General features: G+C 67.4%; 20 protein-coding genes and 1 pseudogene. 15 read left to right on the top strand and 6 right to left on the bottom strand.

The genetic code is table 11. From position 1 onward, the window contains the following. Positions 1-462: 462 nt before the first annotated feature. The 6 genes and pseudogenes from dapE to map all read right to left on the bottom strand — a co-directional run bounded on the left by dapE (position 463) and on the right by map (position 6,867). Entirely contained in the window at positions 463-1,590 is a 1,128-nt protein-coding gene (gene dapE, locus AC5P99_RS06560) for a succinyl-diaminopimelate desuccinylase (RefSeq protein WP_495213000.1), read from the bottom strand. Next, positions 1,587-1,958, bottom strand: coding sequence for an arsenate reductase (locus AC5P99_RS06555; protein WP_171039728.1), 372 nt, complete (start codon positions 1,956-1,958; stop codon positions 1,587-1,589). Before AC5P99_RS06555 ends, dapE begins: the two co-directional genes overlap by 4 nt. A 31-nt stretch (positions 1,959-1,989) precedes the next feature. Further along, a pseudogene (locus AC5P99_RS06550) lies at positions 1,990-2,256 on the bottom strand (hypothetical protein); the annotation flags it as partial. 143 nt (positions 2,257-2,399) lie between these two features. Then, on the bottom strand, positions 2,400-3,461 hold the full coding sequence (gene dapD / locus AC5P99_RS06545) for a 2,3,4,5-tetrahydropyridine-2,6-dicarboxylate N-succinyltransferase (RefSeq protein WP_005408756.1): 1,062 nt from the start codon (positions 3,459-3,461) through the stop codon (positions 2,400-2,402). After that, a complete protein-coding gene (locus tag AC5P99_RS06540; RefSeq protein ID WP_446832540.1) occupies positions 3,461-6,070 on the bottom strand; it encodes a [protein-PII] uridylyltransferase in 2,610 nt (869 codons plus the stop codon). The genes dapD and AC5P99_RS06540 overlap by 1 nt, the downstream gene beginning before the upstream one ends. 20 nt (positions 6,071-6,090) lie before the next feature. Next, on the bottom strand, positions 6,091-6,867 hold the full coding sequence (gene map / locus AC5P99_RS06535; protein WP_010486307.1) for a type I methionyl aminopeptidase: 777 nt from the start codon (positions 6,865-6,867) through the stop codon (positions 6,091-6,093). A gap of 240 nt (positions 6,868-7,107) precedes the next feature. Here map and AC5P99_RS06530 point away from each other — a divergent pair, with 240 nt between their 5' ends. The 15 genes from AC5P99_RS06530 (at position 7,108) to rseP (ending at position 22,423) form a co-directional block, all read left to right on the top strand. Further along, positions 7,108-7,638 (top strand): Csu type fimbrial protein, encoded by a 531-nt coding sequence (locus AC5P99_RS06530; protein WP_005412747.1) that lies wholly within the window; start codon positions 7,108-7,110, stop codon positions 7,636-7,638. Further along, positions 7,638-8,387, top strand: a complete 750-nt coding sequence (locus tag AC5P99_RS06525) for a fimbrial biogenesis chaperone (RefSeq protein WP_495212999.1) — start codon at positions 7,638-7,640, stop codon at positions 8,385-8,387. Before AC5P99_RS06530 ends, AC5P99_RS06525 begins: the two co-directional genes overlap by 1 nt. Positions 8,388-8,394: 7 nt before the next feature. Next, complete coding sequence (locus AC5P99_RS06520; protein ID WP_099604852.1) at positions 8,395-10,773, top strand: fimbria/pilus outer membrane usher protein; 2,379 nt, start codon at positions 8,395-8,397, stop codon at positions 10,771-10,773. Then, positions 10,770-11,804: a Csu type fimbrial protein gene (locus AC5P99_RS06515; RefSeq protein WP_329768818.1), complete on the top strand. Its 1,035-nt coding sequence runs from the start codon at positions 10,770-10,772 to the stop codon at positions 11,802-11,804. Before AC5P99_RS06520 ends, AC5P99_RS06515 begins: the two co-directional genes overlap by 4 nt. Before the next feature lie 171 nt (positions 11,805-11,975). Next, a complete protein-coding gene (locus AC5P99_RS06510; protein ID WP_033834089.1) occupies positions 11,976-12,221 on the top strand; it encodes a hypothetical protein in 246 nt (81 codons plus the stop codon). After that, complete coding sequence (locus AC5P99_RS06505; protein ID WP_043034858.1) at positions 12,221-12,919, top strand: fimbrial biogenesis chaperone; 699 nt, start codon at positions 12,221-12,223, stop codon at positions 12,917-12,919. Before AC5P99_RS06510 ends, AC5P99_RS06505 begins: the two co-directional genes overlap by 1 nt. Before the next feature lie 220 nt (positions 12,920-13,139). Further along, positions 13,140-13,946 (top strand): 30S ribosomal protein S2, encoded by an 807-nt coding sequence (rpsB, locus tag AC5P99_RS06500; RefSeq protein WP_005408748.1) that lies wholly within the window; start codon positions 13,140-13,142, stop codon positions 13,944-13,946. 125 nt (positions 13,947-14,071) lie between these two features. After that, a complete protein-coding gene (gene tsf, locus AC5P99_RS06495) occupies positions 14,072-14,947 on the top strand; it encodes a translation elongation factor Ts (protein WP_005408747.1) in 876 nt (291 codons plus the stop codon). Between the two features lie 223 nt (positions 14,948-15,170). Further along, a complete protein-coding gene (locus AC5P99_RS06490) occupies positions 15,171-16,709 on the top strand; it encodes a GGDEF domain-containing protein (protein WP_108270488.1) in 1,539 nt (512 codons plus the stop codon). Between the two features lie 121 nt (positions 16,710-16,830). After that, entirely contained in the window at positions 16,831-17,559 is a 729-nt protein-coding gene (gene pyrH / locus AC5P99_RS06485; RefSeq protein ID WP_005408745.1) for a UMP kinase, read from the top strand. A 96-nt stretch (positions 17,560-17,655) separates the two neighbouring features. Beyond that, the gene (frr, locus tag AC5P99_RS06480) at positions 17,656-18,210 is read left to right on the top strand and encodes a ribosome recycling factor (protein ID WP_005408744.1); all 555 of its coding nucleotides are present in this window, start codon (positions 17,656-17,658) and stop codon (positions 18,208-18,210) included. Between the two features lie 5 nt (positions 18,211-18,215). After that, positions 18,216-18,983 carry a polyprenyl diphosphate synthase gene (uppS, locus tag AC5P99_RS06475; protein WP_005408743.1) on the top strand — a complete coding sequence of 256 codons (768 nt, stop codon included), beginning with the start codon at positions 18,216-18,218 and terminating at the stop codon, positions 18,981-18,983. Then, positions 18,980-19,816 (top strand): phosphatidate cytidylyltransferase, encoded by an 837-nt coding sequence (locus AC5P99_RS06470; RefSeq protein WP_005408742.1) that lies wholly within the window; start codon positions 18,980-18,982, stop codon positions 19,814-19,816. Before uppS ends, AC5P99_RS06470 begins: the two co-directional genes overlap by 4 nt. Before the next feature lie 2 nt (positions 19,817-19,818). Then, positions 19,819-21,009, top strand: a complete 1,191-nt coding sequence (locus AC5P99_RS06465; RefSeq protein WP_495212998.1) for a 1-deoxy-D-xylulose-5-phosphate reductoisomerase — start codon at positions 19,819-19,821, stop codon at positions 21,007-21,009. Positions 21,010-21,064: 55 nt separating this feature from the next. Continuing rightward, positions 21,065-22,423, top strand: a complete 1,359-nt coding sequence (gene rseP / locus AC5P99_RS06460) for an RIP metalloprotease RseP (protein ID WP_005408740.1) — start codon at positions 21,065-21,067, stop codon at positions 22,421-22,423. The last annotated feature ends 5 nt before the right edge of the window (positions 22,424-22,428 follow it).

Below are 22,428 nucleotides of genomic sequence, written 5' to 3'. Positions count from 1 at the left end.
CGCATCGGCTGATGCGGGTTTTCTGGTGTCCGGGCGTGTGTTGCTGTCTATCTACCCAGGGCGCAGTCCCGCATCGGCCGCGCACGATTATTCGCGCGCAGATTATTGCGGTTGTTGTTGTTGACGGCGGTGGCCAGACGGATCGACATGGCATCGACCCTACCCCGGTTTCCAGCGCGGCGCAACAGTTGCGTCGGCAACCGAGGCACCGGGGCACTGGTTGCCCTGCCCTGCCTGGGCCTGGCGGCCTACCAGACCCTCACCCGCCTTCGGCCCTGCCAGCGGCGGCCGGCTTGTTCGCCCGGCCCCCAGGCGCAGCGTTTCTACATGGCCGCGCCAAGCTACTGGGAAAAGGCGATCATGCCGCCGTTATTCATCTTTTCGGACCAGGGCCCGGCTGCAGTCCTGCGCGGAAGGTGTGCCGACCCACGGTCGGCATCCACCATCCTCACACCACCATCGTCACACCAGCAGCCGTTCCACCAGCCGCTGGTACAGCCCCGGCAACGCTTCCAGATCGTCCACGCGCACGTTCTCGTCCACCTGGTGGATGCTGGCATTGACCGGGCCTACTTCGATGCACTGCGCGCCCAATGGCGCGATGAAGCGTGCATCGGAGGTGCCGCCGCCGGTGCTTTCTTCTGGCGCGCGGCCGATGTGCTCGGCCAGCACCGCACGCGCGGCGGCGCGCAGCGTGCCTTCCGGGGTGTAGAACGGCTCGCCGCTGCGATGCCACTTCAGCGTGTACTGCAGGCCATGCCGGTCCAGCAGTGCGGTGATCTCCGCCTCCAGCTTCGGCGCATCCCAGTGCGGGTTGTAGCGGATGTTGAAATCCACGTCGAGCTCACCGGGAATCACGTTGTTGGCACCGGTGCCGGCGTGGATGTTGGAGATCTGCAGGCTGGTCGGCGGGAAACTCTCGTAGCCGTCGTCCCAGCGCCGCGCGCATAGTTCGGCCAGGGCCGGAGCCGCCTGGTGAATCGGATTGCGTGCCTTTTCCGGATACGCCACGTGACCCTGCACGCCTTGGATGCGCAGTTTGGCCGACAGGCTGCCGCGACGCCCCACGCGCAGCAGGTCACCCAGCGTCGCGGTCGACGACGGTTCACCGGTAATGCACCAGTCGATGCGCTGGCCGCGTGCGGCGAACAGGCGTGCGACATGGCGCACGCCGTCGATGGCATCGCCCTCCTCGTCGCTGGTCAGCAGTACCGCCAGCGTGCCGGGATGGTCGAGATGGTCGGCGACGAACTGCTCGGCGGCCACCACGAACGCCGCCACGCTGCCTTTCATGTCGGCGGCACCGCGCCCATACAGCACGCCATCGCGGATCTGTGGGGTGAACGGGTCGCTGGTCCAGGTCTCGCGCGGGCCGGTGGGCACCACGTCAGTGTGGCCCAGCAGAACCAGCACCGGCGCGCCCTGGCCATGGGTCGCCCACAGATTGTCAACGTCGCCCAGGCGCAGATGGTCGCACTGGAATCCGGCCTGCTTCAGCCGCGCCGCCAACAGCGCCTGGCAACCAGCATCGTCCGGCGTTACCGAAGGTCGCGCAATCAGCTCGCAGGTCAGGTCGAGGACCGCGCTCATGCGTCGCCCACGCCGAAGCGTGCCTTGAAGCCATTGTCACTGAAACCCTGGCTGGCCTTGCCATCGGCGGTGACCACCAGCGGGCGCTTGATCAGCTGCGGATACTCGCGCAGCAGCAGCTTCCATTCGGCCTCGGAGTCCGCGGCCTTGCGGTTGTCCGGCAACTGCCGCCAGGTGGTGGAGGACTTGTTGACCATCGCCGCCAGCCCCCCCAGCTGCGCGGCCCATTCCAGCAGCATTTCCGGACTGGGCTTGTTGTCGCGGTAGTCGACGAAGGTGTACGGCACGCCGAAGCGGTCCAGCCACTTGGTCGCCTTCTTGCAGGTATCGCAGTTCTTCAAACCGTAGACAGTGGTGCTCATGGCCATCTGTGATGCTGGAAAACAGAGGGCCAGAATCTCACAACAGGCGCTCGGACACGACCCGGAACGGCACTCTCGGCAAGCGGAAGGCCAGGCCCGATGCAAGCGCCACGCCCATCGCCTGCAGGCGCGGGCACCGCAGCTCGCGTTCCAGGCGCAGCGGCTGCAGGTTGTCGAGGTCTACCGGCAGCGCGATGCGGGTGCTGGCCCAGCGACAGTCGCAGGTGCGGGCGATGGCCTCGTCCTGGCAGGTGAGGAAACGCAGGGGGGCCTGATGGCCACCGAAGGCGGCGCCGGCATCGGCCAGCGCCGCGACAGTGCGCGGCGCAGTCGGGTCCAGCGCATGGCGTGCAGCAGGCGCGGCAGCATCCGCCCCAACAGGGTGTCGGACGGATGCCGGTAGCCGGTAGATCGCGGACTGCGCCAGATCCTCCGGCGCAGCCACCTTCAGTCGGCCAGGCCGCGCAGCAGGTCGTTGACGCTGGTCTTGCTGCGGGTCCTGGCATCAACCTGCTTGACGATCACCGCGCAGTACAGCGAATGCGTACCGTCCTTGCTCGGCAGCGAGCCGGACACCACCACGCTGTACGGCGGGATGTAGCCGTAGGTGATCTCGCCGGTGGCACGGTTGTAGATGCGGGTGCTCTGGCTGAGGAACACGCCCATGCCGATCACGCTGTGGTGACCGACCACCACGCCTTCCACCACTTCCGAACGCGCACCGATGAAGCAGTGGTCTTCAATGATGGTCGGGCTGGCCTGCAGGGGTTCCAGCACGCCGCCAATGCCGGCACCGCCGGACAGGTGGCAGTGCTGGCCGATCTGCGCGCACGAACCCACGGTGGCCCAGGTATCGACCATGGTGCCTTCACCAACATAGGCACCGATGTTGGTGAAGCTCGGCATCAGCACCACGTCCTTGCCGAAGTACGTACCGCGGCGGGCAATCGCGCCCGGCACCACGCGCACGCCACCACGGCGGAACTTCGCTTCGTCATAACCGGCAAAACGCGATTCGACCTTGTCCCAGAACGGCGCCGGACGTGCGTCGACCACGGCCATGTCGTTGACGCGGAAGTACAACAGCACGGCCTTCTTCAGCCACTCGTTGACCTTCCAGCCACCGTGGCCGTCCGGTTCGGCAACGCGGAATTCGCCGCTCTCCAGGCCGTCGATCACACGGTTGACCAGCGGCCGGGTCGAGCCTTCCAGTTCGTGAAGGGTCAGCGTGGCGCGGCGTTCGAAGGCACTTTCGATGCCGAACTTCAGTTCTTCCACGCCCGGCGCGGCCGGCTTGCGCAGCGACTTGCGGGCGATGGTTTCGGCGCGTGCGGCTTCTGCGCTCTTGGCCGGGGCCTTCTTCGGTGCTGCCACCTTCTTCGCCGGCGCCTTCACCACCGCGGCTTTCTTCGGCGCGGCAGCCTTCTTCGCGGCCGGCACGGCGGCAGTTTTCTTGGCCGCTGCGCTCTTGGCGGTGGCAGCAGTCTTCTTAACAGGCTTGGTGGCCATCAGGCGGGGTCTCCGGCGTTTCGATCAGGGTCCAGGCAGGCCAGCATCGCGTCATGCAGCTGCTGCCGGGCAGGTTCAGTCAGGGGGAGGTCGTGTTCGTCACTGATCACGAAGGTGTCTTCGGCGCGTTCGCCGAATGTGGCAATGCGTGCATCATGCACGCGCAGGCCCTGGTTGCGCAGCACGAACGCCACGTCGGCCAGCAGGCCGGGGCGGTCGGGTGCGACCAGGGCAAAACGGGTTGCGCCCGGTTCATCGCGGAACTCGATGCGCGGCGCGAAGCGGAAATGGCGCAGCTGGCGTGGCACCACCCGACGCGACGGGCGCAGGCGCGACAGGTCACCACTGAGTGCCTCGCGCAGCGCGGCCTCGAGGTTGGCGCTGCTGCCATCGGCGAAGCTGTCGGCCGGGTTCACTTCGAAGGTATCGAAAATGGTGTCGGCCGGACCATCCAGCACGCGCGCGCGATGGATCCCGTAGCCCTTGCGGTCCAGGGTCATCACGATGGCGGCGAACAGGCCGTCGCGGTCCGGCGAATGCACGAACACTTCCAGTGCCGGGTCGTCGACACTGATGCGGCGCACCTTCACCAGCGTCTGGCCCTGTTTCACCGGTACCAGCGCCGCGGCCTGCCAGGCCAGCTGCTCAGGGCGCAGGCGAATGAAGCCCTCATCCGGCATCACGGCGAACTGGCGGTCGATGGTGGCGTCGTCGTAACCCTGCTCGCGCACCAGTGCGCGCACGCTGTCACGCGCCTCGGCCACGCGCTCGGCCGCCGGTACCGGGTGCTCGAGCCCTTCGCGCAGCGCGCGCCGGGTGGCGAAATACAGATCGGCCAGCAGGCGGTCCTTCCACGCGTTCCACAGTTTCGGGCTGGTGCCGGCGATATCAGCGCAGGTCAGCAGGTACAGATAGTCGAGGCGGTCGCGGCTGCCCACCAGGGTGGCGAAGCGATGGATCACCACCGGGTCGGCGATGTCCTGCTTCTGCGCGGTCACCGACATGCGCAGGTGCTGTTCGACCAGCCACGCCACCAGTTCGGTATCGGACGTGCTCAGCGCATGCGCCTGGCAGAACGCGCGCGCATCGACCGCGCCCAGTTCGGAATGGTCGCCGCCGCGGCCCTTGGCGATGTCATGGAACAGGCCGGCCAGCAGCAGCAGTTCCGGCTTGCGCAGGCGCGGCCAGACTTCATGGGCGATCGAGAAGCGTTCGTCGGCACGGCTGCTGGCGAACAGGCCGATGTTGCGCAGGACCATCAGCGTGTGCTGGTCGACGGTATAGACATGGAACAGGTCGAACTGCATGCGCCCGCTGACCTGGGCGAACGCGGGAATCCACTGGCCGAGCACGCCCAGCCGCGCCATGCGCGAAAGCGTATCGACCGGGCGTTGGCCACGCAGCAGGGTCATGAACTGCTCGCGCGCGTCGGTGTCGGCCTGGTCGTAGGCCGGCAGCAGCGGCAGCGACTCGGCCAGTGCACGCGCAGTGAGCGAATGCAGGCCGCGTACCTGCGGATTGTTGGCCCAGCTGGAGAACAGCGCAAACACCTGGCCGATATCGCCACGCGGCCAGTCGGCCTCGTTGGCGGCCAGGTAGCCGCGGCGCAGGGAGAAGCCCACGGTCAGCGGTTCCGGCTGCGCTTCGCCATCGAACTGTTCCTCGAAGCGCTGCAGTAGGCGGTCGCTGATCCGGCGCACCACCAGCGCGGCGCGGTAGAAGCCCTGCATCATCTTCTCGACACCGAGGTTCTCGGCGTCGTCTTCGAAGCCCAGGCGCGCGGCCAGGGTCTTCTGGTAATCGAAACGCAGGCGCTCTTCCGGGCGACGTGCTACCAGGTGCAGGCCGAAGCGCAACCGCGCCAGCACCGCACGTTCGCGCTTGAGCGCCGCGGCTTCGTCGGCACCCAGATGGCCGAGCCCGACCAGGGCTTCCAGGTCGCGCACGCCAAAGGCGCGCAGAGCCATCCAGCCCAGCGTATTGAGATCGCGCAGGCCACCGGGGCCATCCTTCAGGTCCGGCTCCAGGTTGTCGGCGGTATCGCCGAAACGCTGGTGCCGGTTGCGCAGCTCTTCCAGCTTGGCCAGGAAGAACGCGCGTGCCGGCCACAGTTCGCGGTCGTCGATGGCCTCGCGAAGCGCGCGGCGCGCCGCATCATCAGCCAGGATCGGGCGCGCCTCGATCAGCGCGGTCAGCACGGTCTGGTCCGTCGCCGCCTCGCGGCACTGGGATGCAGAACGCACCGCATGGCTGACCGCCAGCCCGCAATCCCACAGCAGCGCAAACAGGCGCGCCAGTGCCGCTTCGTGCGCCAGCTGTGCCGGCGGGCCGCCGAACACCAGCAGGTCGATGTCCGAGCGCGGGAACAGCTCACCGCGCCCATAGCCGCCCACCGCGAACAGCGACAGGCCACTCTCGACTGGCAGGCAGCGCTGCCACGCCAGGCGGATCAGATGGTCGGCGGCACGCGCGCGCAGCGCCAGCAGGCGCTCGATGTTGTCGCCCTGGTCGAAGCGGCGGTACAGGCGCGCGTCGGCCTGCTGCAGCGCCTGGCGCGCGGCAGCAGCCCAGTCCGGGTCGTTGAGCGACGCGGCCGGCGTGTCCAGCAGCGAACTCGCCGGCAGCATCCTCAGGAGACCTGCGACTCGCCCGGCGACAGCGTCAGCACGTCGACGCCGGTCTCGGTGACCGCGATCATGTGCTCCCACTGCGCCGACAGCTTGCGGTCCTTGGTCACCACGGTCCAGCCATCCGGCAGCACCTTGTTGTAACGGGTGCCCTCGTTGATCATCGGTTCGATGGTGAAGGTCATGCCCGGCTGCAGCACCAGGCCCTGGCCCGGGCGGCCGTAATGCACCACCTGCGGCTCGTCGTGGTAGACCTTGCCGATGCCGTGGCCGCAGTACTCGCGCACCACGCTGAAACGCTCGCCTTCGGCATAGCTCTGGATGGCATGGCCGATGTCGCCCAGGGTTGCGCCCGGACGCACCGCACGGATGCCGCGCCACATCGCTTCGTAGGTGGTTTCCACCAGGCGGCGGGCCATCACCGACGGCGTGCCGACGAAGTACATGCGGCTGGTGTCGCCGTGCCAGCCGTCCTTGATGACGGTGACGTCGATATTGATGATGTCGCCATCCTTCAGCACCTTCCCTTCGCTGGGAATACCGTGGCAGATGACGTTGTTGACCGAGGTGCACACGGTCTTCGGGAAGCCGCGGTAGCCGACGTTGGCCGGAATCGCGCCCTGCACGTTCACGATGTGGTCGTGGCAGATGCGGTCCAGCTCCTCGGTGGTGACACCGGGCTTGACGTGGGGGGTGACGATGTCGAGCACTTCGCTGGCCAGGCGGCCGGCGATGCGCATCATCTCGATTTCCTGCGGGGTTTTCAGATTCACGCTCATGGCGCCCATTATCGCCGATCCCGCTGCAATCTGAACGAACGCCACCCAACTGGCGATCCGGGGGCATGCACGGTTCCGGCAAGGAAAGTGAAAGCGTGACGATCTCCACCCTTTCGCACGCCTGTTTATCACGGATTACAGACACTTACCCGCAGAAGCTGGCCACGACCGTTGTCAAAGCGGCCCCGAACCTGCCGCCTTCGCCTTGTTCAACAGACCTTCGGGTCAGGGAGGTTGTCCATGCGATCCACGTTCCGCTCACCGCTCGCCTGGGTCCTGACCGGACTGTTGCTGGCCGGCCCCGCACTGGCCGCCGACACCACGACCTTCAACGTGACCCTGGTGGTCACCAAGGCCTGCACCATCACGGCGGCGGCGGCCACCAACGTTGACTTCGGCACGGCGGCCTCGACCACGGCGACCCCCACCCTGGGCCAGGGCACGGTGACCGCCCAATGCTCGGCCCTGACCCCGTACACGATTTCGCTGAACGCGGGCGCCAATGCCAGCACCGCCAACGACGTCACCACCCGCCGGATGAAGAACACCAACGCCGCGGTGACCGCCAACAACTTCGTTGGCTACCAGCTCTACCAGGACGCCGCTCATACCCTGGTCTGGGGTGCAACCTCGGGCACCAACACCCAGGCCGGCATCGGCACTGGCCTGGCCGTGCCCTACATCGTCTACGGCCAGATCCTGAACCTGAGCACGAACAACCCGGCCACCGGCAACTACCTGGATACGGTCACCGCCACGATCACCTATTGATGGAGCACGCCCGCATGGCCGGACCCCGCCCGTGGCGCGCCACCGGCGTGGCGCTGCTCGCCCTCTCCCTGCTGGCCGCAGCCCCTGCCGGTGCCACCAGCCTCCAGGTCGCCCCCACCACCCTGCAGCTTGAGGCCCGCCAGCGCGCTGGCGAACTGTGGCTGACCAACAGTGGCACCTCGCCGGTCAGGCTGCAGGTGCGGGTCTTCCGCTGGGTACAGCAGGATGGCCAGGAACAACTGCTGCCCACCGAGGAACTGCTGGCCACCCCTCCGATGCAGGAACTGGGCGCTGGCCAGCAGCAGCTGGTGCGGGTCATGCGCCCGAACCACGAACCGCCTGCGGCACAGCAGTACTACCGGCTGATCGTCGACGAGGTGCCTGATCTGGCGACCCGCGCCAACGGCATGCAGTTCGTGCTGCGCTATTCGATTCCGGTGTTCGTGCAACCCTCGGGCGGCAAGCTGGCGCCGCGCCTGCAGGCCAGCCTGGTGCGGCTGCAGGACGGACGCAACGGCGTGGAGGTGGCCAACACCGGCAACAGCTATGCACAGATCGCCGACCTGGCGCTGGGCAGCGTCCAGCGCCCGCGCATCGTGCACCCCGGCCTGCTGGGCTATGTACTGCCCGGGCAGGTGATGCGCTGGCCGATCGAGCGCACGGCCATCGACCGCGACAACGACCAGATCACGGCCAAGCTCAATGGCGAGTCGGAACAGACGCCGCTGTCGCCACCACCGGCTCGCTGAGGCGTTGATGGGCGCGCTGTTTGCTGCCCTGGCTCCTGCGGCGACCGAAGCCGCCGATGTGTCCGGCGTGGCTGCCGCCGGGGCTGCGGACGTCTCCGGGGTGTCGGCCGACGCGATCCTGCCCGCCCCCACGCCCCTGACCGCCAGCCAGACCCTGTACCTGGACGTCTCGCTCAACAGCACGCCCCGCGGCCTGCTGCCGTTCACTGAAACCCGTGGCCGGCTGCAGGCCAGTCCGGAAGTGCTGCGCCAGCTCGGCTTCAGCGCCCGCGGCGATGCGCCGGTCTATCTGGACCAGATCAGCGGGGCCGTTGTGCGCTACGACGCGCATATGCAGACCCTGGCCCTGGACGTGCCGCTGGACCAGCTGACCCTGCCGACCACCGTGCTCAGCCAGCCGCAGACCCGGGCACCGGCCAGCACCGCCTCGCCCGGCCTGCTGCTGAACTACGACGTGTATGGCAGCCGGGTCGACATGCTCGGCAACCTCAGCCTCAGCTCGGAGCTGCGCCTGTTCGGGATTGGTAACGGCACCGTCGAGAACACAGCGATCAGCCGGCGCTACCAGCAGCCCGGCGATCGTCGCTGGCGCGGTGAGAGCGTGCGCCTGGATACGCGCTGGAGCCTGGATTTCCCCGACAAGGCGATGACGCTGGAGGTCGGCGATTTCTACAGCGGCTTCGTCGACTGGACCCGTCCGGTGCGCCTGGGCGGCCTGCAGATCGGCCGCAACTACGGCCTGCAGCCGTATCGCGTACTCACCCCCACGCCCAGCTTCCTCGGCCAGGCGGTGGTGCCGTCCACGGTCGAGCTGTACGTCGATGGCCTGCGCCAGTACAGCGGGCAGGTGCCGGTCGGTCCGTTCCAGCTGGCCGCGCAACCCGGCATCAGCGGCACCGGCAGCGCACAGGTGGTGGTGACCGATGCATTCGGGCGCATGCAGACGCTGGATTTCAGTTTCTATGGCACCCAGCAGCTGCTGGCCAAGGGCCTGTCGGACTGGTCGGCCGGCGTTGGCCGCCTGCGTGAGGATTTCGGCCAGCGTTCCTTCGCCTACGACGATCGCACCGTGGCCAGTGCCAGCTGGCGAGGCGGTATCAGCGACACATTTACCGGCGAAGCACATGCCGAAGGCGGCGGCGGCCTGGCCCAGGCCGGCATCGGCGGCTGGTGGCTGCTCGGCGGCGCGGGCGTGTTCAACGCCGCCTATGCGCACAGTGACTATCACGACCTGCGGGGCGGGCAATGGGCACTGGGCTACAGCTGGAACAACCGCCGACTCAACTTCAATCTGCGCAGCGTGCGCAGCCATGGCGATTACCGCGACCTGGGCGCACTGCAGGGCAACCTGCCGCCGAGCATCAGTGAACAGGCCACGGTCGGCGCCGATCTGCTGCGGCTGGGCACGCTCAGCGCCAGCTACCTGCGCCTGCGCTATCCCGACGGAGACGACAACCGCTACGCCAGCCTGTTCTGGTCGCGCACCTGGAGCCAGCGGTGGTCGGCCTACCTGTCGGTGAACCAGAACCTGGACAAGAGCGATGACCGCAGCATCTACCTGTCGGTCACCGCCAGCCTGGGCAACAACCGCCAGGCCAGCCTCTCCAGCCAGCGCAACGGCGACAGCCAGAGCTGGGTAGCGGACGTGACCCAGCCGGTACCCGGCGATGGCAGCGCCGGCGGCGTCGGTTGGCGCGCGCAGGTGCGCCATGGCGAGGACGGCAATGGCGGCCTGGCCGAAGTCGGCATCCTCAATGACGTCGGTCGCTACTCATTCGGCGCCTCGCGCCAGGGCGGCCTGAACTATGCCTACGCCAGCGCCAGTGGCAGCCTGGTGTGGATGGACGGGCATGCCTTCGCCACCCGCGAAGTCTCCGACGCGTTCGCAGTCATCAGCACCAACGGCGTGGGCGGCGTGCCGGTGCGGCTGGAAAACCGGCTGATCGGCGTGACCGATGATCGCGGCCTGCTGCTGGTCAGCCCACTGCTGTCCTGGCAGCGCAATCGCGTCTCCATCGACACCCTGGACCTGCCCGAGGACATGCGCGCCGATCGCATCGAAGACTGGGTGACACCCCGCCAACGCGCCGGCACCCGCGTGACCTTCGCGCTGCGTTCGCGGCCGTCGTTGAACCTGACCCTGCACGGCATGGACGGGCAACCGCTGGAGGTCGGCAGCGAGGTGCAGCTGCCGGACGGGCGACAGGCGCTGGTGGGCTATGACGGGCTGCTGTACCTGGAAGACGTGTCCGCCGGCAGCGTGCTGTACATCACCACCAGCCGCGGGCAATGCAGGGTGAAGGTACCGGACGTGCCCAAGGTGGTGGCTTCCGGCGCGCGGCCGAAGCCGGCACCGCTGGCGTGCATCCCGGAGGTAGCGCCATGAGGACGTTGCTGCTCGGCCTGCTGCTGGTCGCCGGCCTGCTGGCGGCGGGACCGGCCCGCGCCGTCGCGGTGTGCGCCGCCGTCGCCGACCCGACGCTGCCTTTTGGCAACGTCAACAGCAATGCCCCCGGTGCAACCACCGGCACGCTCAACATCACCGTGACCTGCACCACTGCCGCGCTGAGCGTGCTGGCCACTACCGGCGTGCGGGTCTGCGTGGGCATCGGCGCCGGCAGCGGCGGCGGCAGCAGCTCCAGCTGGCGGACGATGAAGACCAGCACCAGCGACAGCATGAACTTCCAGCTCTACAACACCTCCAACTTCAGCCAGGTGACCGGGTTGACCCCGCGCGGCTCGCCGCCGGCGCAGGAGCTGACCTTGACCTACAACGTGCCCCTGACCGGCGGCAGCGGCACGCAGACCACGCAGCTGTCCGCACAGATCCCCGCCAATCAGATCCTGGCGTCAGGCGCCTACAGCAGCACCTTCAACGGCGCCAACGTGGTGCTGACCTGGGCCTGGAACGAGGTCCTGCTCGGCAATGCCACGGTGCCCGCCAACTGCAACGGCGGCGCCAGCGGCACCAACAGCATCAGCAACGCCTTCAGCTTCACCGCCACCGCCAACGTGTTGCCGCAGTGCGGCAGCTACGTCACCACCAACATGGACTTCGGCAACGTCACCGGCGGCATTCCCGCCAACATCGACCGGACCGCCACCCTGACCCTGACCTGCCTGAAGAACACGGCCTACCAAGTCAGCCTCAACAACGGCCAGAACAATCCCACCGCCACCAGCACGCGGCGCATGGCCACTACCATCGGCGGCAGCACCTACTACCTCACCTACGAGCTGTACCGCGATGCCGCGCGCAGCCTGCGCTGGGGCAATACCCTCAACGTCGATACCGTTGGCGGCACCGGAAGTGGCAGCGCGCAGCAACTCGCGATCCATGGCCGGGTGCCGCCGGTCACCGGCCAGCCCCCGGCCGGCATCTACAACGATGTGGTGCAGGTGACCATCACCTATTGACCTGCATGCCGACCAACGGTCGACACCCACCGGGGTTTCGGCAGATCCACGTCATGCGTGGATGCGCGCATCATTCCTGTGCCAGGAGCAGTCGACTGACAGTCGACGCTACAGATTCGGCCGATCCAGCCGATACCGCGCAGCGAGATCTTTCAGCACGGTGGTTGCCAGGTGGCTCGCGCATTTCTGATCGGGGCGATACTGTTCGCCAGCACATTGGCGTGGGCCGAACCCGGCCCCAGCAACCTGCAGATCCGCCTGACCGTGGTCGAAGCCTGCCGCGATGACCCCGGCAGTACCCACTGCCCCGCACCCCACCAGCGCAGCGACACACCGCAACTTCCGCCCCAGGTCCGCGAGCTCGCGCCTCCCGCCGACGACGAAGACACGACGTCCGCCGTGACCGTCATCTACTGATGCGGGCACTTCTGACCCTGCTGGCGATGCTGCTGGCGTTGCCTGCCGCGGCATTGGACCTGTTGCCGACCACACTGCAGCTGCCCGCCGAAGGTGGCCAGGGCGAACTTTGGCTCTTCAACCCCGGTCCCGGCCGCTGGCAGGGCCGGGTACAGATCCTTGCGTGGGACCAGCAGACCGACGCGGACATGCTGCGTCCCACCGACCAGGTGCTCGCCAGCCCCACCCTGCTCGACATCCCGCCCGGCGTCCGACAGCGCATCTGGCTGCTGCCACGCCAGCCGGCATCCGCTGTCGGCGAACAGGCCTATCGGGTCGTCCTGGCCCCCACTACGCCAGGGCTGCAGCGCTATTCGCTGCCGTTGTTCCGCGGGCACGCCACGCCAATGGCCCAATCGCGGCTGCATGCAGGGATCGAACCCGGCCAGTCACATACCTTCCTGCGACTGAGCAACACCGGTACCCTGCACGCACGCCTGAACGATCTCGCCTACATCACCAGCGGCGGTCAGCGCACCCTGCTGCTGCCCGGCCTGGCCGGGTATCTGCTGGCCGGCCATGAGCGCCGCTGGGCCCTGCCCGCCCGCGCTGATGGCTACGCCGGCGGTCATTTCCAGGCCCGGCTGCAGGATGGCCGGATGGTCGATCTGGTCGCTCCAGGCCCGGCAATTGCAGCCAGCGCACCGAGCGGGCTATAATCGACCGGATTCCTGCCGCCTGCGTGCGCGGGAACCCGTCCACACCGGACGTCACCGGTGAATCCACACCTGCTGCCCCCATCCGTGCCGGGGTGCTCCGCAAGGAGTTCGGCCACGGAGGCAACAGGGAAGCCCAACCCCGGAACCGATCGCGCTTCCACGCGTCCCGCATACCTATCCCCGCGGGCGGAATCGCTGGTTCCATATCAGGAGTATTGCAATGCCCCAGGTCACCATGCGTCAGATGCTGGAAGCCGGCGTCCACTTCGGCCACCAGACCCGCTACTGGAACCCCAAGATGGCTCCGTACATCTTCGGCGCCCGCGGCAAGATCCACATCATCAACCTGGAAAAGACCGTCCCGCTGTTCAACGACGCGATGAACTTCATCTCGTCGGTTGCCCAGAAGCGCGGCACCGTCCTGTTCCTGGGCACCAAGCGCAGCGCCCGCGAAACCATCAAGGAAGAAGCCGAGCGTTGCGGCATGCCGTTCATGAACCAGCGCTGGCTGGGCGGCACCCTGACCAACTTCCGTACCGTCAAGCAGTCGGTTGCCCGCCTGAAGGAACTGGAAGCCGGTGAAACCGACGGCACCTTCGAGAAGCTGGTCAAGCACGAAGTGCTGGGCCTGCGTCGCGAGCGCGACAAGCTGGAAGCCTCGCTGGGCGGCATCAAGGACATGAACCGCCTGCCGGACGCCATCTTCGTGATCGACATCGGCCACGAAGACATCGCGATCAAGGAAGCCAAGAAGCTGGGCATCCCGGTCATCGCCGTGGTCGACACCAACTACAACCCGGAACTGGTGGACTACGCCATCCCGGGCAACGACGACGCCATCCGCGCTGTGCAGCTGTACGCCCGCGCCGCTGCCGACGCCGTGCTGGAAGGCAAGGCTGCTGCTCCGCATGCTGCTTCGGTGCGTGAGGAAGAGTTCGCTGAAGCCGCTGCTGAAGGCGAAGAGAAGCCGGCCCGCCGCGCTCCGGCCAAGAAGGCTGCCAAGAAGGGCGACGACGCCCAGGCCTGATCCAGGCCCGGGGTGGACGCCCGGCGTCCACCCTCCCTGCGCGCAGCCTTTGGCGCGTGACAGGACCGTGTCACACGGGCCGGCCACCATGCCGGCCCAACCCCTTTCTTTCGTGAGGTAATCCCGTGGAAATCACTGCTTCCCTGGTCAAGGAACTGCGCGAGCGCACCGGCGCCGGCATGATGGAATGCAAGAAGGCGCTCACCGAAGCCAACGGCGACATCGACGCTGCTGCTGAAGCCATGCGCAAGTCCGGCGCTGCCAAGGCCGACAAGAAGGCTGACCGTGTGGCCGCCGAAGGCCGTCTGGGCCTGGCCCAGGATGGCGGCAAGGCCGTGCTGGTCGAAGTCAACTCGGAAACCGACTTCGTCGCCAACGATGACAACTTCAAGTCCTTCGTCAATGCCGTTGCCGCTGCCGCCCTGGCATCGGGCGCCACCGACGTCGAAGCCGTGAAGGCTGCCAAGCTGGCCGATGGCCGCACCGTTGAAGAAGCCCGCGCCACCGCCGTGCAGACCCTGGGTGAGAACATCCAGATCCGTCGCATGGTGAATGTCGACACCACCGGCAACATCGGTGCGTATGTCCACACCAACGGCAAGGTCGGCGTGCTGGTCGATCTGATCGGCGGCGACGTCGAGCTGGCCCGTGGCCTGGCCATGCACGTGGCTGCGCTGAAGCCGCCGCACAACAAGGCTGCGGACGTTCCGGCCGACTTCGTCGAGAAGGAAAAGGAAATCGAGCTGGCCAAGATGTCCGAAAAGGACAAGGCCAAGCCGGCTGACATCCTGGAAAAGATCATCAGCGGCAAGATCAACAAGATCGTCAGCGACGTGACCCTGTACGGCCAGACCTACGTGCTGGGCGACACCACCGTCGAGCAGGTGGTCAAGGCCGCTGGCGCCGATGTTGCTGGCTTCAAGCTGCTGATCGTCGGCGAAGGCATCGAGAAGGTGGTGGAAGACTACGCCGCCGAAGTTGCCAAGGCGATGCAGGTCTGATTCCAGCCTTCCGGCTGTGAAGCAACCAGAAGGAGCCGCGGGAGACCGCGGCTTTTTTTTATGCCGGCGGCCCTGTGGGGTGCGCACAGCGGCACCTTTGCGTTGCGCGCGAATCAAGCCGATACTCGGCACAGGGAATCAACAGTCATTTAGCAGGAACGAAAATCGCGGACTGTGATGCATTCCTAGGTATTCTTGTCCCAATGGAATTGAACGACCCGACATGCCTCCCGAGCTGACAGCTGCCCTGGCGCTCTGCCGCAACCTGCCCTCGCCACCCGGTATTGCCCTGCGCATCATCGAACTGGCACAGGACCCGGAAGCGGATATCGCCACCGCCGCCGACATCATCGCCATCGACATGGCGCTGAGCGCTCGCATGCTGCGCATCGCCAATTCGCCGCTGTACGCCAGCCGCCGTCGGATCGAGAACCTCGGCCAGGCACTGACCATGCTCGGCCTGAATGCCACGATCAGCCTGGCCCTCGGCTTCACCGTCACCCAGGGGCTGACCGGCGGCACCGGCGCCGACCACGACCTGCGCCAACGCGCCTGGAAGCGCAGCATCCTCAGCGCGCTGGCTGCCAGCCAGCTGGGCCAGGCCCGCGGCCTGCGCCGGCTGGAAGAACTGATGCTGGCCGGCCTGCTGCAGGACCTGGGCGTACTGTGCCTGGCCCAGGCCGAATCGGAGCGCTACCTGCCGTTGCTGCGCGAAGCACGCGACAACATCGACCTGGTCGCGCGCGAGCGCGACGAACTGGGCTGCAGCCACGCCGAGGTCGGCGCCTGGGTGGCCGAGCAGTGGGGCCTGCCGCGCTACCTGGTGGAGAGCATCAGCCGCAGCGAAGACCTGGACGCTGCGGAATCGCCGTTCCAGGCCTGCGTGCAGCTGTCCGGTGCCGTGGCCGACATCTGGCTGGACGATGACGCCGATGCCGCCCGCGAGCGCGCCCTGCAGCAGGTGCATGACCGCCTTGAACTGGACAGCGCCCGTTTCGACCAGGTCCTGACCCGCATCAGCGAGGCCCTGCCGGACATCGCCAGCCTGTTCGAGGCCGGCCTGAATTCCCCCTCGCGGGTGCGCGAGCTGATCGACCACGCGCAGGAGCTGGCCACCCTGCGCAACCTGCGCGAACTGCAGGATGCCGACCAGGCCCGTCGCCGCGCTGACGAATTCGAAGCCCGGGCCAAGCGCCTGGCCGACCAGGCCCATCGAGATGCCCTCACCGGCGTGCTCAACCGGCGCCAGCTGGAAGCCGTGCTGGAGCAGGAATTCCTGCGCGCCGGTCGGCAGGGCTGGCCGCTGTCGGTGGCCTTCATCGACCTGGACGACTTCAAGAAGATCAACGACGCCCATGGCCACCTGACCGGCGACGAGGTACTGCGGGCCTTTGCCGGCAAACTGCAGGGCCAGCTGCGCCACAGCGACACCGTGGCCCGCTTCGGCGGCGAGGAGTTCGTCGCGCTGCTGCCCAACACCAGCGAAACGGTAGCACTGGACGTGATCCGCCGGGTGCTGGCCAACATCGTTGCCACGCCGATGGCCGAACTGGAAGGCGGCCCGCTGTTCGTCACCTTCTCCGCCGGCGTGGCCACCCAGGGCGGCTACGAACGCTTCGCCGACGTGCAGGACCTGCTGCGCGCCGCCGACGACGTGCTGTACCGCTCCAAGAACCTCGGCCGCAACCGGGTGATCGCGCGCTCCCCCGGCGCCCTCGGCCACGACGAGCTGTCAGCGACCGCGGGCGCCGAGCTGGGCTGAACCGGGAGCCCCGGATGACCGGGGCGAACGCCAGGATTTTACGCCGCAGTGCACAAAACACTATGGCCCGACGCCGCATGCGCGTAGAATCGCCCGCGATTTCCACGCACCCGAGGTCCCCATGTCCAAGCTCGCCTATCGCCGCATCCTTCTGAAACTGTCCGGGGAGGCGCTGATGGGAGATGAGGACTACGGCATCGACCCGAAGATCATCAACCGCCTGGCCCGTGAGGTCATCGAAGCCCAGCAGGCCGGTGCCGAAGTGGCCCTGGTGATTGGCGGCGGCAACATCTTCCGCGGCGCTGGCCTGGCCGCAGGCGGCATGGACCGGGTCACCGGCGACCAGATGGGCATGCTGGCCACGGTCATCAACGCCCTGGCCATGCAGGACGCCCTGGAGAAGCTGGGCGCCAAGGCGCGCGTGATGAGCGCGATCAAGATCAACGACGTGTGCGAGGACTACATCCGCCGCCGCGCCATCCGCCACCTGGAAAAGGGCCGCCTGGTGATCTTCGCCGCCGGCGTCGGCAGCCCGTTCTTCACCACCGACTCCGGCGCCGCCCTGCGCGCGATCGAGATCGGTGCCGACCTGCTGCTGAAGGCCACCAAGGTCGATGGCGTGTACGACAAGGACCCGAACAAGCACAGCGATGCGGTCCGCTTCGACAGCCTGAGCTATGACGAAGTGATCCGCCGCGGCCTGGAAGTGATGGATACCGCCGCCTTCGCACTGGCCCGCGACAGCGACCTGCCGATGCGCGTGTTCGACATGGGCCAGCCGGGCGAGCTGCTGAAGATCCTCAACGGCGAGAACATCGGCACCCTGGTCCAGGGCCGCGATCCGGCCTGAGCCTGAGCGCGCGGCGACAACCGGGCCGATTCAGGCCCGGCAGCGTCCCGTATTCGCCTATAATCGCCCGATTCCAGATACATCCAGGACCGGGCGATGCTCAACGACATCAAGAACAACGCGCAGACGCGCATGGCCAAGAGCATCGACGCTCTGAAGCACACCCTCACCTCCATCCGGACCGGGCGTGCCACGCCGGCCCTGCTGGACCGCGTGACGGTCAATGCCTACGGCAACGCCAGCACCCCGCTGAACCAGGTTGCCTCGATCTCCAACGCCGATGCGCACTCGCTGCTGGTCACCCCGTTCGACAAGGGCATGATCAAGGAGATCGAGAAGGGTCTCTACAACGCCGAGTTCACCCCGAACACGCTGGGCACCGCGATCCGCATCAACATGCCGCCGCCGACCGAAGAGCGCCGCAAGGAGCTGGTCAAGCAGGTGCAGAAGGAAGGCGAAGGCGCCAAGATCGCGATCCGCAACATCCGTCAGGACGCGAACAAGGAAATCGCCAAGCTGGTCAAGGACAAGGCGATCAGCGAGGACGAGAAGAAGCGCGGTGAGGACGACATCCAGAAGTTGACCGACACCAACATCAAGGACGTCGACAAGGTCGTTGCCGACAAGGAAAAAGAACTGCTGTCGGTCTGAAGTCGATGCCTTCAGTCCCGCCTCCGTTGCCGGCCACCCTGCCCCGCCACGTCGCCATCATCATGGATGGCAACGGGCGCTGGGCACAGCAGCGCCGCCGCCCGCGCGTGATCGGCCATCGTGCCGGCGCGCGCGCGGTCAACCGCACCATCGAGCGCTGCCTTGAACTGGGCATTCCGGCGCTGACCCTGTTCGCGTTTTCCAGCGAGAACTGGGGCCGGCCGCAGGAAGAAGTCGACGCCCTGATGAAGCTGTTCCTCGGCGCGCTCGACCGCGAAGTGGACGAACTGCACCGACGCGGCGTGCGCGTACGCTTCATCGGCGAACGCGAGCGCTTTGGTGCCGGACTGGTCAGCCGCATGCAGCTGGCCGAGCAGCGCACCGCCGACAACACCACCCTGACCCTGTCGATCGCCGCCAGCTACGGCGGTCGCCAGGACATCGCCCGTGCCGCGCGCGCGCTGGCCGCTGAAGTCGCCGCAGGACGCCTGCTGCCCGAACAGATCGACGAATCGCTGCTGGGCAGCCAGGTCGCCCTGGCCGACCTGCCGCCGCCGGATCTGTTCATCCGCACCGGTGGCGACACCCGCATCAGCAACTTCCTGCTGTGGCAACTGGCCTACACCGAGCTGTGGTTCACCGAGGCGCTGTGGCCGGACTTCGATGCCGCCCTGCTGCAGCAGGCGCTGGATGCCTATGGCAGCCGCGAGCGTCGTTTCGGCCTGACCAGCGCCCAGATCGCCGCACTGGCCACCGAGACCTCCAGCCCATGACCAAGACCCGAGTCCTCGCCGCGCTGATCATGGCGCCGCTCGCCATTGCCGCGATCCTGCTGCTGCCGACGCAATGGCTGGCCGCCGCCGCCGCCGCGGTGCTGCTGATCGGCCTGTGGGAATGGCTGAAGCTGGCCGGCATCGAAGACACCCTCGCGCGCACCGTGCTGCTGGTGCTGAACCTGCTGCTGATGGTGCTGCTGGTGTGGGCCGATGGCAGCACGCTGGTGCTGTTCCAGATCACCACACTGGCAGGCGTTGCCTGGTGGCTGGCGGCGCTGGCCTGGCTGCGCTTCTTCAACTTTGGCGCCCAGCCGACGGCCCCGTCCCGGATCGTGAAGATGCTGGCCGGCACCCTGGCCATCGTTCCTGCCTGGGCAGCGCTGGTGCTGATCCACGCTGGCGGTGACCCGCCAGGCAAGCAGGGCCACCTGTGGCTGCTGGCGGCACTGGCACTGGTCTGGGCAGCCGATTCGGGCGCCTATTTCGCCGGCCGTCACTTCGGCAAGCACAAGCTGGCGCCGCGGATCAGCCCCAACAAGACCTGGGAAGGCCTGTTCGGCGGCCTGCTGGCCGGTGTCGCCGTGGCCCTCGGACTGGGCTGGCTGGCCGGCATCGACATCGCGCACCTGCCGGGCCTGCTGATCACCTCGGTGGTGGCCGTATTCGCGTCGGTGCTGGGTGACCTGTTCGAAAGCCTGATCAAGCGCCACGCCGGTGCCAAGGACTCGGGCAACCTGATTCCGGGCCATGGTGGCGTGCTCGACCGCGTCGACGGCGTCCTCGCCGCCGTGCCGGTGTTCGCGCTGGGCAAGGAAATCTTCGGGTTCTGACCATGAATGCTGTCGCAGACCTGCGCCGGGTCGCCGTATACGGCGCAACCGGCTCGATCGGTGCCTCCACGCTGGACGTGATCGCCCGCCACCCGCAGCGCTACCAGGCCACGGTGCTGGCCGCCGGCCGCCAGGTGCAGGCACTGCTGGCCCTGTGCCGCCAGCACAAGCCCGCGCACGCGGTCATCGCCGACGAAGCGCTGTTCACCGAACTGCGCGACGGCCTGCGCGATGCCGGGCTGTCGACCGAGGCCCACGCCGGTCATGCCGCACTGGACCAGCTGGCAGCAAGCGATGCCTGCGACACGGTCGTCGCGGCCATTGTCGGTGCTGCGGGGCTGTCCTCGACCCTCGCCGCCGCTGCGGCCGGCAAGCGCATCCTGCTGGCCAACAAGGAATCGCTGGTACTGGCCGGCGAGCTGCTGACCCGCACCGCCGAGCGCGCCGGCGCCGAGATCATTCCGATCGACAGCGAGCACAGCGCGATCTTCCAGTGCCTGCGTTCGCGCGACGCCAGCATCGACGGCGCCGGCGTGCGCCGGATCCTGCTGACCGCGTCGGGCGGCCCGTTCCGCGGCCGCAGCCGCGCCGAGCTGGCCGAGGTCACCCCGGCCCAGGCCGTGGCTCACCCGAAGTGGTCGATGGGCCCGAAGATCTCGGTCGATTCGGCGACGTTGATGAACAAGGGCCTGGAAGTCATCGAGGCGCACCATCTGTTCTCGGTGCCCGGCGAGCGCATCGAGGTGCTGGTGCACCCGCAGAGCCTGGTCCATTCGCTGGTCGAATTCGTCGACGGCTCGACCCTGGCCCAGATGGGCCTGCCGGACATGCGCACCACCCTGGCGGTCGGCCTGGGCTGGCCGCAGCGCATCGAATCGGGCGTGGCCGGGCTGGACCTGCTGGCGCAGGGCCGGCTGGATTTCGAGGCGCCTGACACCTACGCCTTCCCCTGCCTGGCGCTGGCCTGGCAGGCCATGCAGGCCGGCGGTACTGCCCCGGCGGTGCTGAACGCCGCCAATGAAGAGGCGGTTTCAGCATTTCTTCAGGGCCGGATCGGTTTCCTGACCATCCCGGAGCTGGTTGCTAACGCTCTTTCAACACTGCCGACCCAGCCAGCCGATACACTGGAGGTCCTGTTGTCCGCCGACCAGCGGGCACGCCAGCTCACCCTGAACGCCATCGACGCCGCCTGAACGACCGCCTCGCCCAGCATGACGCCGCCGCCCCTGCCCGCCACTGTGAGCCTGCATGACTGACTTCCTCGGATCGGTCTGGTGGATGATTGTCAGCCTCGGGCTGCTGGTCACGTTCCACGAGTTCGGGCATTACTGGGTCGGCCGCCTCTGTGGGGTCAAGATCCTGCGCTTCTCGGTCGGCTTCGGCCGTCCGCTGTGGTCGCGCCGCGACAGGCACGGCACCGAGTTCGCCATTGCCGCCATCCCGCTGGGTGGCTACGTGAAGTTCCTCGACGAACGTGAGGTCGAGGTCCATCCCCACGAGCGTGGCCAGGCCTTCAACCACAAGACCGTGTGGCAGCGCATCGCCATTGTTGCTGCAGGGCCGATCGCCAATCTGCTGCTGTGCATCCTGCTGCTGTGGGCGATGTTCGTGATCGGCAAGCAGGACTACTCGCCGACGATCGGCCGGGTTGACGGCATCGCCGCCAGCGCCGGACTGCTCAGCGGTGACCGCGTTCTGCGGGTGGATGAGCGCCAGGTCGCCACCCTGGGCGAGGCCAGCATGGCGCTGACCGCCGCCGCGATGGATCGCCGCGACGTCACGCTTGAGGTACTCGACCCTGCGGACCAAGTGCGCGTGCGCACCCTGCCGCTGTCGCAGCTGCCCGCCGGCTTCGATGAACGACGGGTACCGATCCTGGCCGGCCTGTACTGGCAATCGTGGCTGCAGCCGGCACTGGTCGACTCGCTCACCGCCGATTCGGTGGTCACCGGGCTGCTGCAGCCGGGCGACCTGATCGTGGCGATCGACGGCCAGCGCATCGACAGCGTCGACCAGGTGATCGGCGAGATCCAGGCCCTCGGCCGTGCCGGAGGCCCCGGCATGATCGAGGTCCTGCGAGGCGGTGAACGCCTTGCACTGGAAGTCACGCCCCGCCAGGGCAAGGATGGCAAGGGCAACCCGGTCTGGCAGATCGGCGTCGGCTTCCCCACCACCTACAGCCCCTCCTACGACACCCTGCTGCGCTATGGGCCGCTGGATGCAGTGACCGTCGCCGTACGTGAAACCGGCCGGCTTGCCGCCGATTCGCTGGGCATGATGGCCCGCATCGTCACCGGCAAAGCCTCGCTGCAGAACGTTTCCGGGCCGGTCACCATCGCCCGCGTGGCCAATGTCTCGGCCAAACGCGGGCTCGACTGGTTCCTGCAGTTCCTTGCCCTGCTGTCACTCAGCCTGTGCATCATCAACCTGTTGCCGATCCCGATCTTGGACGGCGGGCACCTGCTGTATTACCTTATCGAGTTGGTCAAGGGCAGCCCGCTGAGCGAGCGTGCCATCGCCGCCGGCCAATACATCGGCCTGGCGTTGCTGGCCGGGCTGATGGGGTTGGCGTTCTACAACGACATCCTCGGCCTGGTCCCGCGATGAACTTT

Source organism: Stenotrophomonas sp. YJH_SMC_80 (assembly GCF_059372495.1).
Note: the sequence above shows the minus strand (reverse complement) of the source record. Positions and strands in the feature narration are given on the sequence as shown.

Coding starts and splice junctions, on each gene's coding strand:
- rpsB (WP_005408748.1), top strand. CDS start 13,140: ATGCCCCAGGTCACCATGCGTCAGATGCTGGAAGCCGGCGTCCACTTC.
- rseP (WP_005408740.1), top strand. CDS start 21,065: ATGACTGACTTCCTCGGATCGGTCTGGTGGATGATTGTCAGCCTCGGG.
- uppS (WP_005408743.1), top strand. CDS start 18,216: ATGCCTTCAGTCCCGCCTCCGTTGCCGGCCACCCTGCCCCGCCACGTC.
- frr (WP_005408744.1), top strand. CDS start 17,656: ATGCTCAACGACATCAAGAACAACGCGCAGACGCGCATGGCCAAGAGC.
- dapD (WP_005408756.1), bottom strand. CDS start 3,461: ATGGCCACCAAGCCTGTTAAGAAGACTGCTGCCACCGCCAAGAGCGCA.
- AC5P99_RS06525 (WP_495212999.1), top strand. CDS start 7,638: ATGGAGCACGCCCGCATGGCCGGACCCCGCCCGTGGCGCGCCACCGGC.
- AC5P99_RS06505 (WP_043034858.1), top strand. CDS start 12,221: ATGCGGGCACTTCTGACCCTGCTGGCGATGCTGCTGGCGTTGCCTGCC.
- dapE (WP_495213000.1), bottom strand. CDS start 1,590: ATGAGCGCGGTCCTCGACCTGACCTGCGAGCTGATTGCGCGACCTTCG.
- AC5P99_RS06555 (WP_171039728.1), bottom strand. CDS start 1,958: ATGGCCATGAGCACCACTGTCTACGGTTTGAAGAACTGCGATACCTGC.
- AC5P99_RS06520 (WP_099604852.1), top strand. CDS start 8,395: ATGGGCGCGCTGTTTGCTGCCCTGGCTCCTGCGGCGACCGAAGCCGCC.
- AC5P99_RS06515 (WP_329768818.1), top strand. CDS start 10,770: ATGAGGACGTTGCTGCTCGGCCTGCTGCTGGTCGCCGGCCTGCTGGCG.
- AC5P99_RS06490 (WP_108270488.1), top strand. CDS start 15,171: ATGCCTCCCGAGCTGACAGCTGCCCTGGCGCTCTGCCGCAACCTGCCC.
- AC5P99_RS06465 (WP_495212998.1), top strand. CDS start 19,819: ATGAATGCTGTCGCAGACCTGCGCCGGGTCGCCGTATACGGCGCAACC.
- AC5P99_RS06470 (WP_005408742.1), top strand. CDS start 18,980: ATGACCAAGACCCGAGTCCTCGCCGCGCTGATCATGGCGCCGCTCGCC.
- AC5P99_RS06530 (WP_005412747.1), top strand. CDS start 7,108: ATGCGATCCACGTTCCGCTCACCGCTCGCCTGGGTCCTGACCGGACTG.
- pyrH (WP_005408745.1), top strand. CDS start 16,831: ATGTCCAAGCTCGCCTATCGCCGCATCCTTCTGAAACTGTCCGGGGAG.
- map (WP_010486307.1), bottom strand. CDS start 6,867: ATGAGCGTGAATCTGAAAACCCCGCAGGAAATCGAGATGATGCGCATC.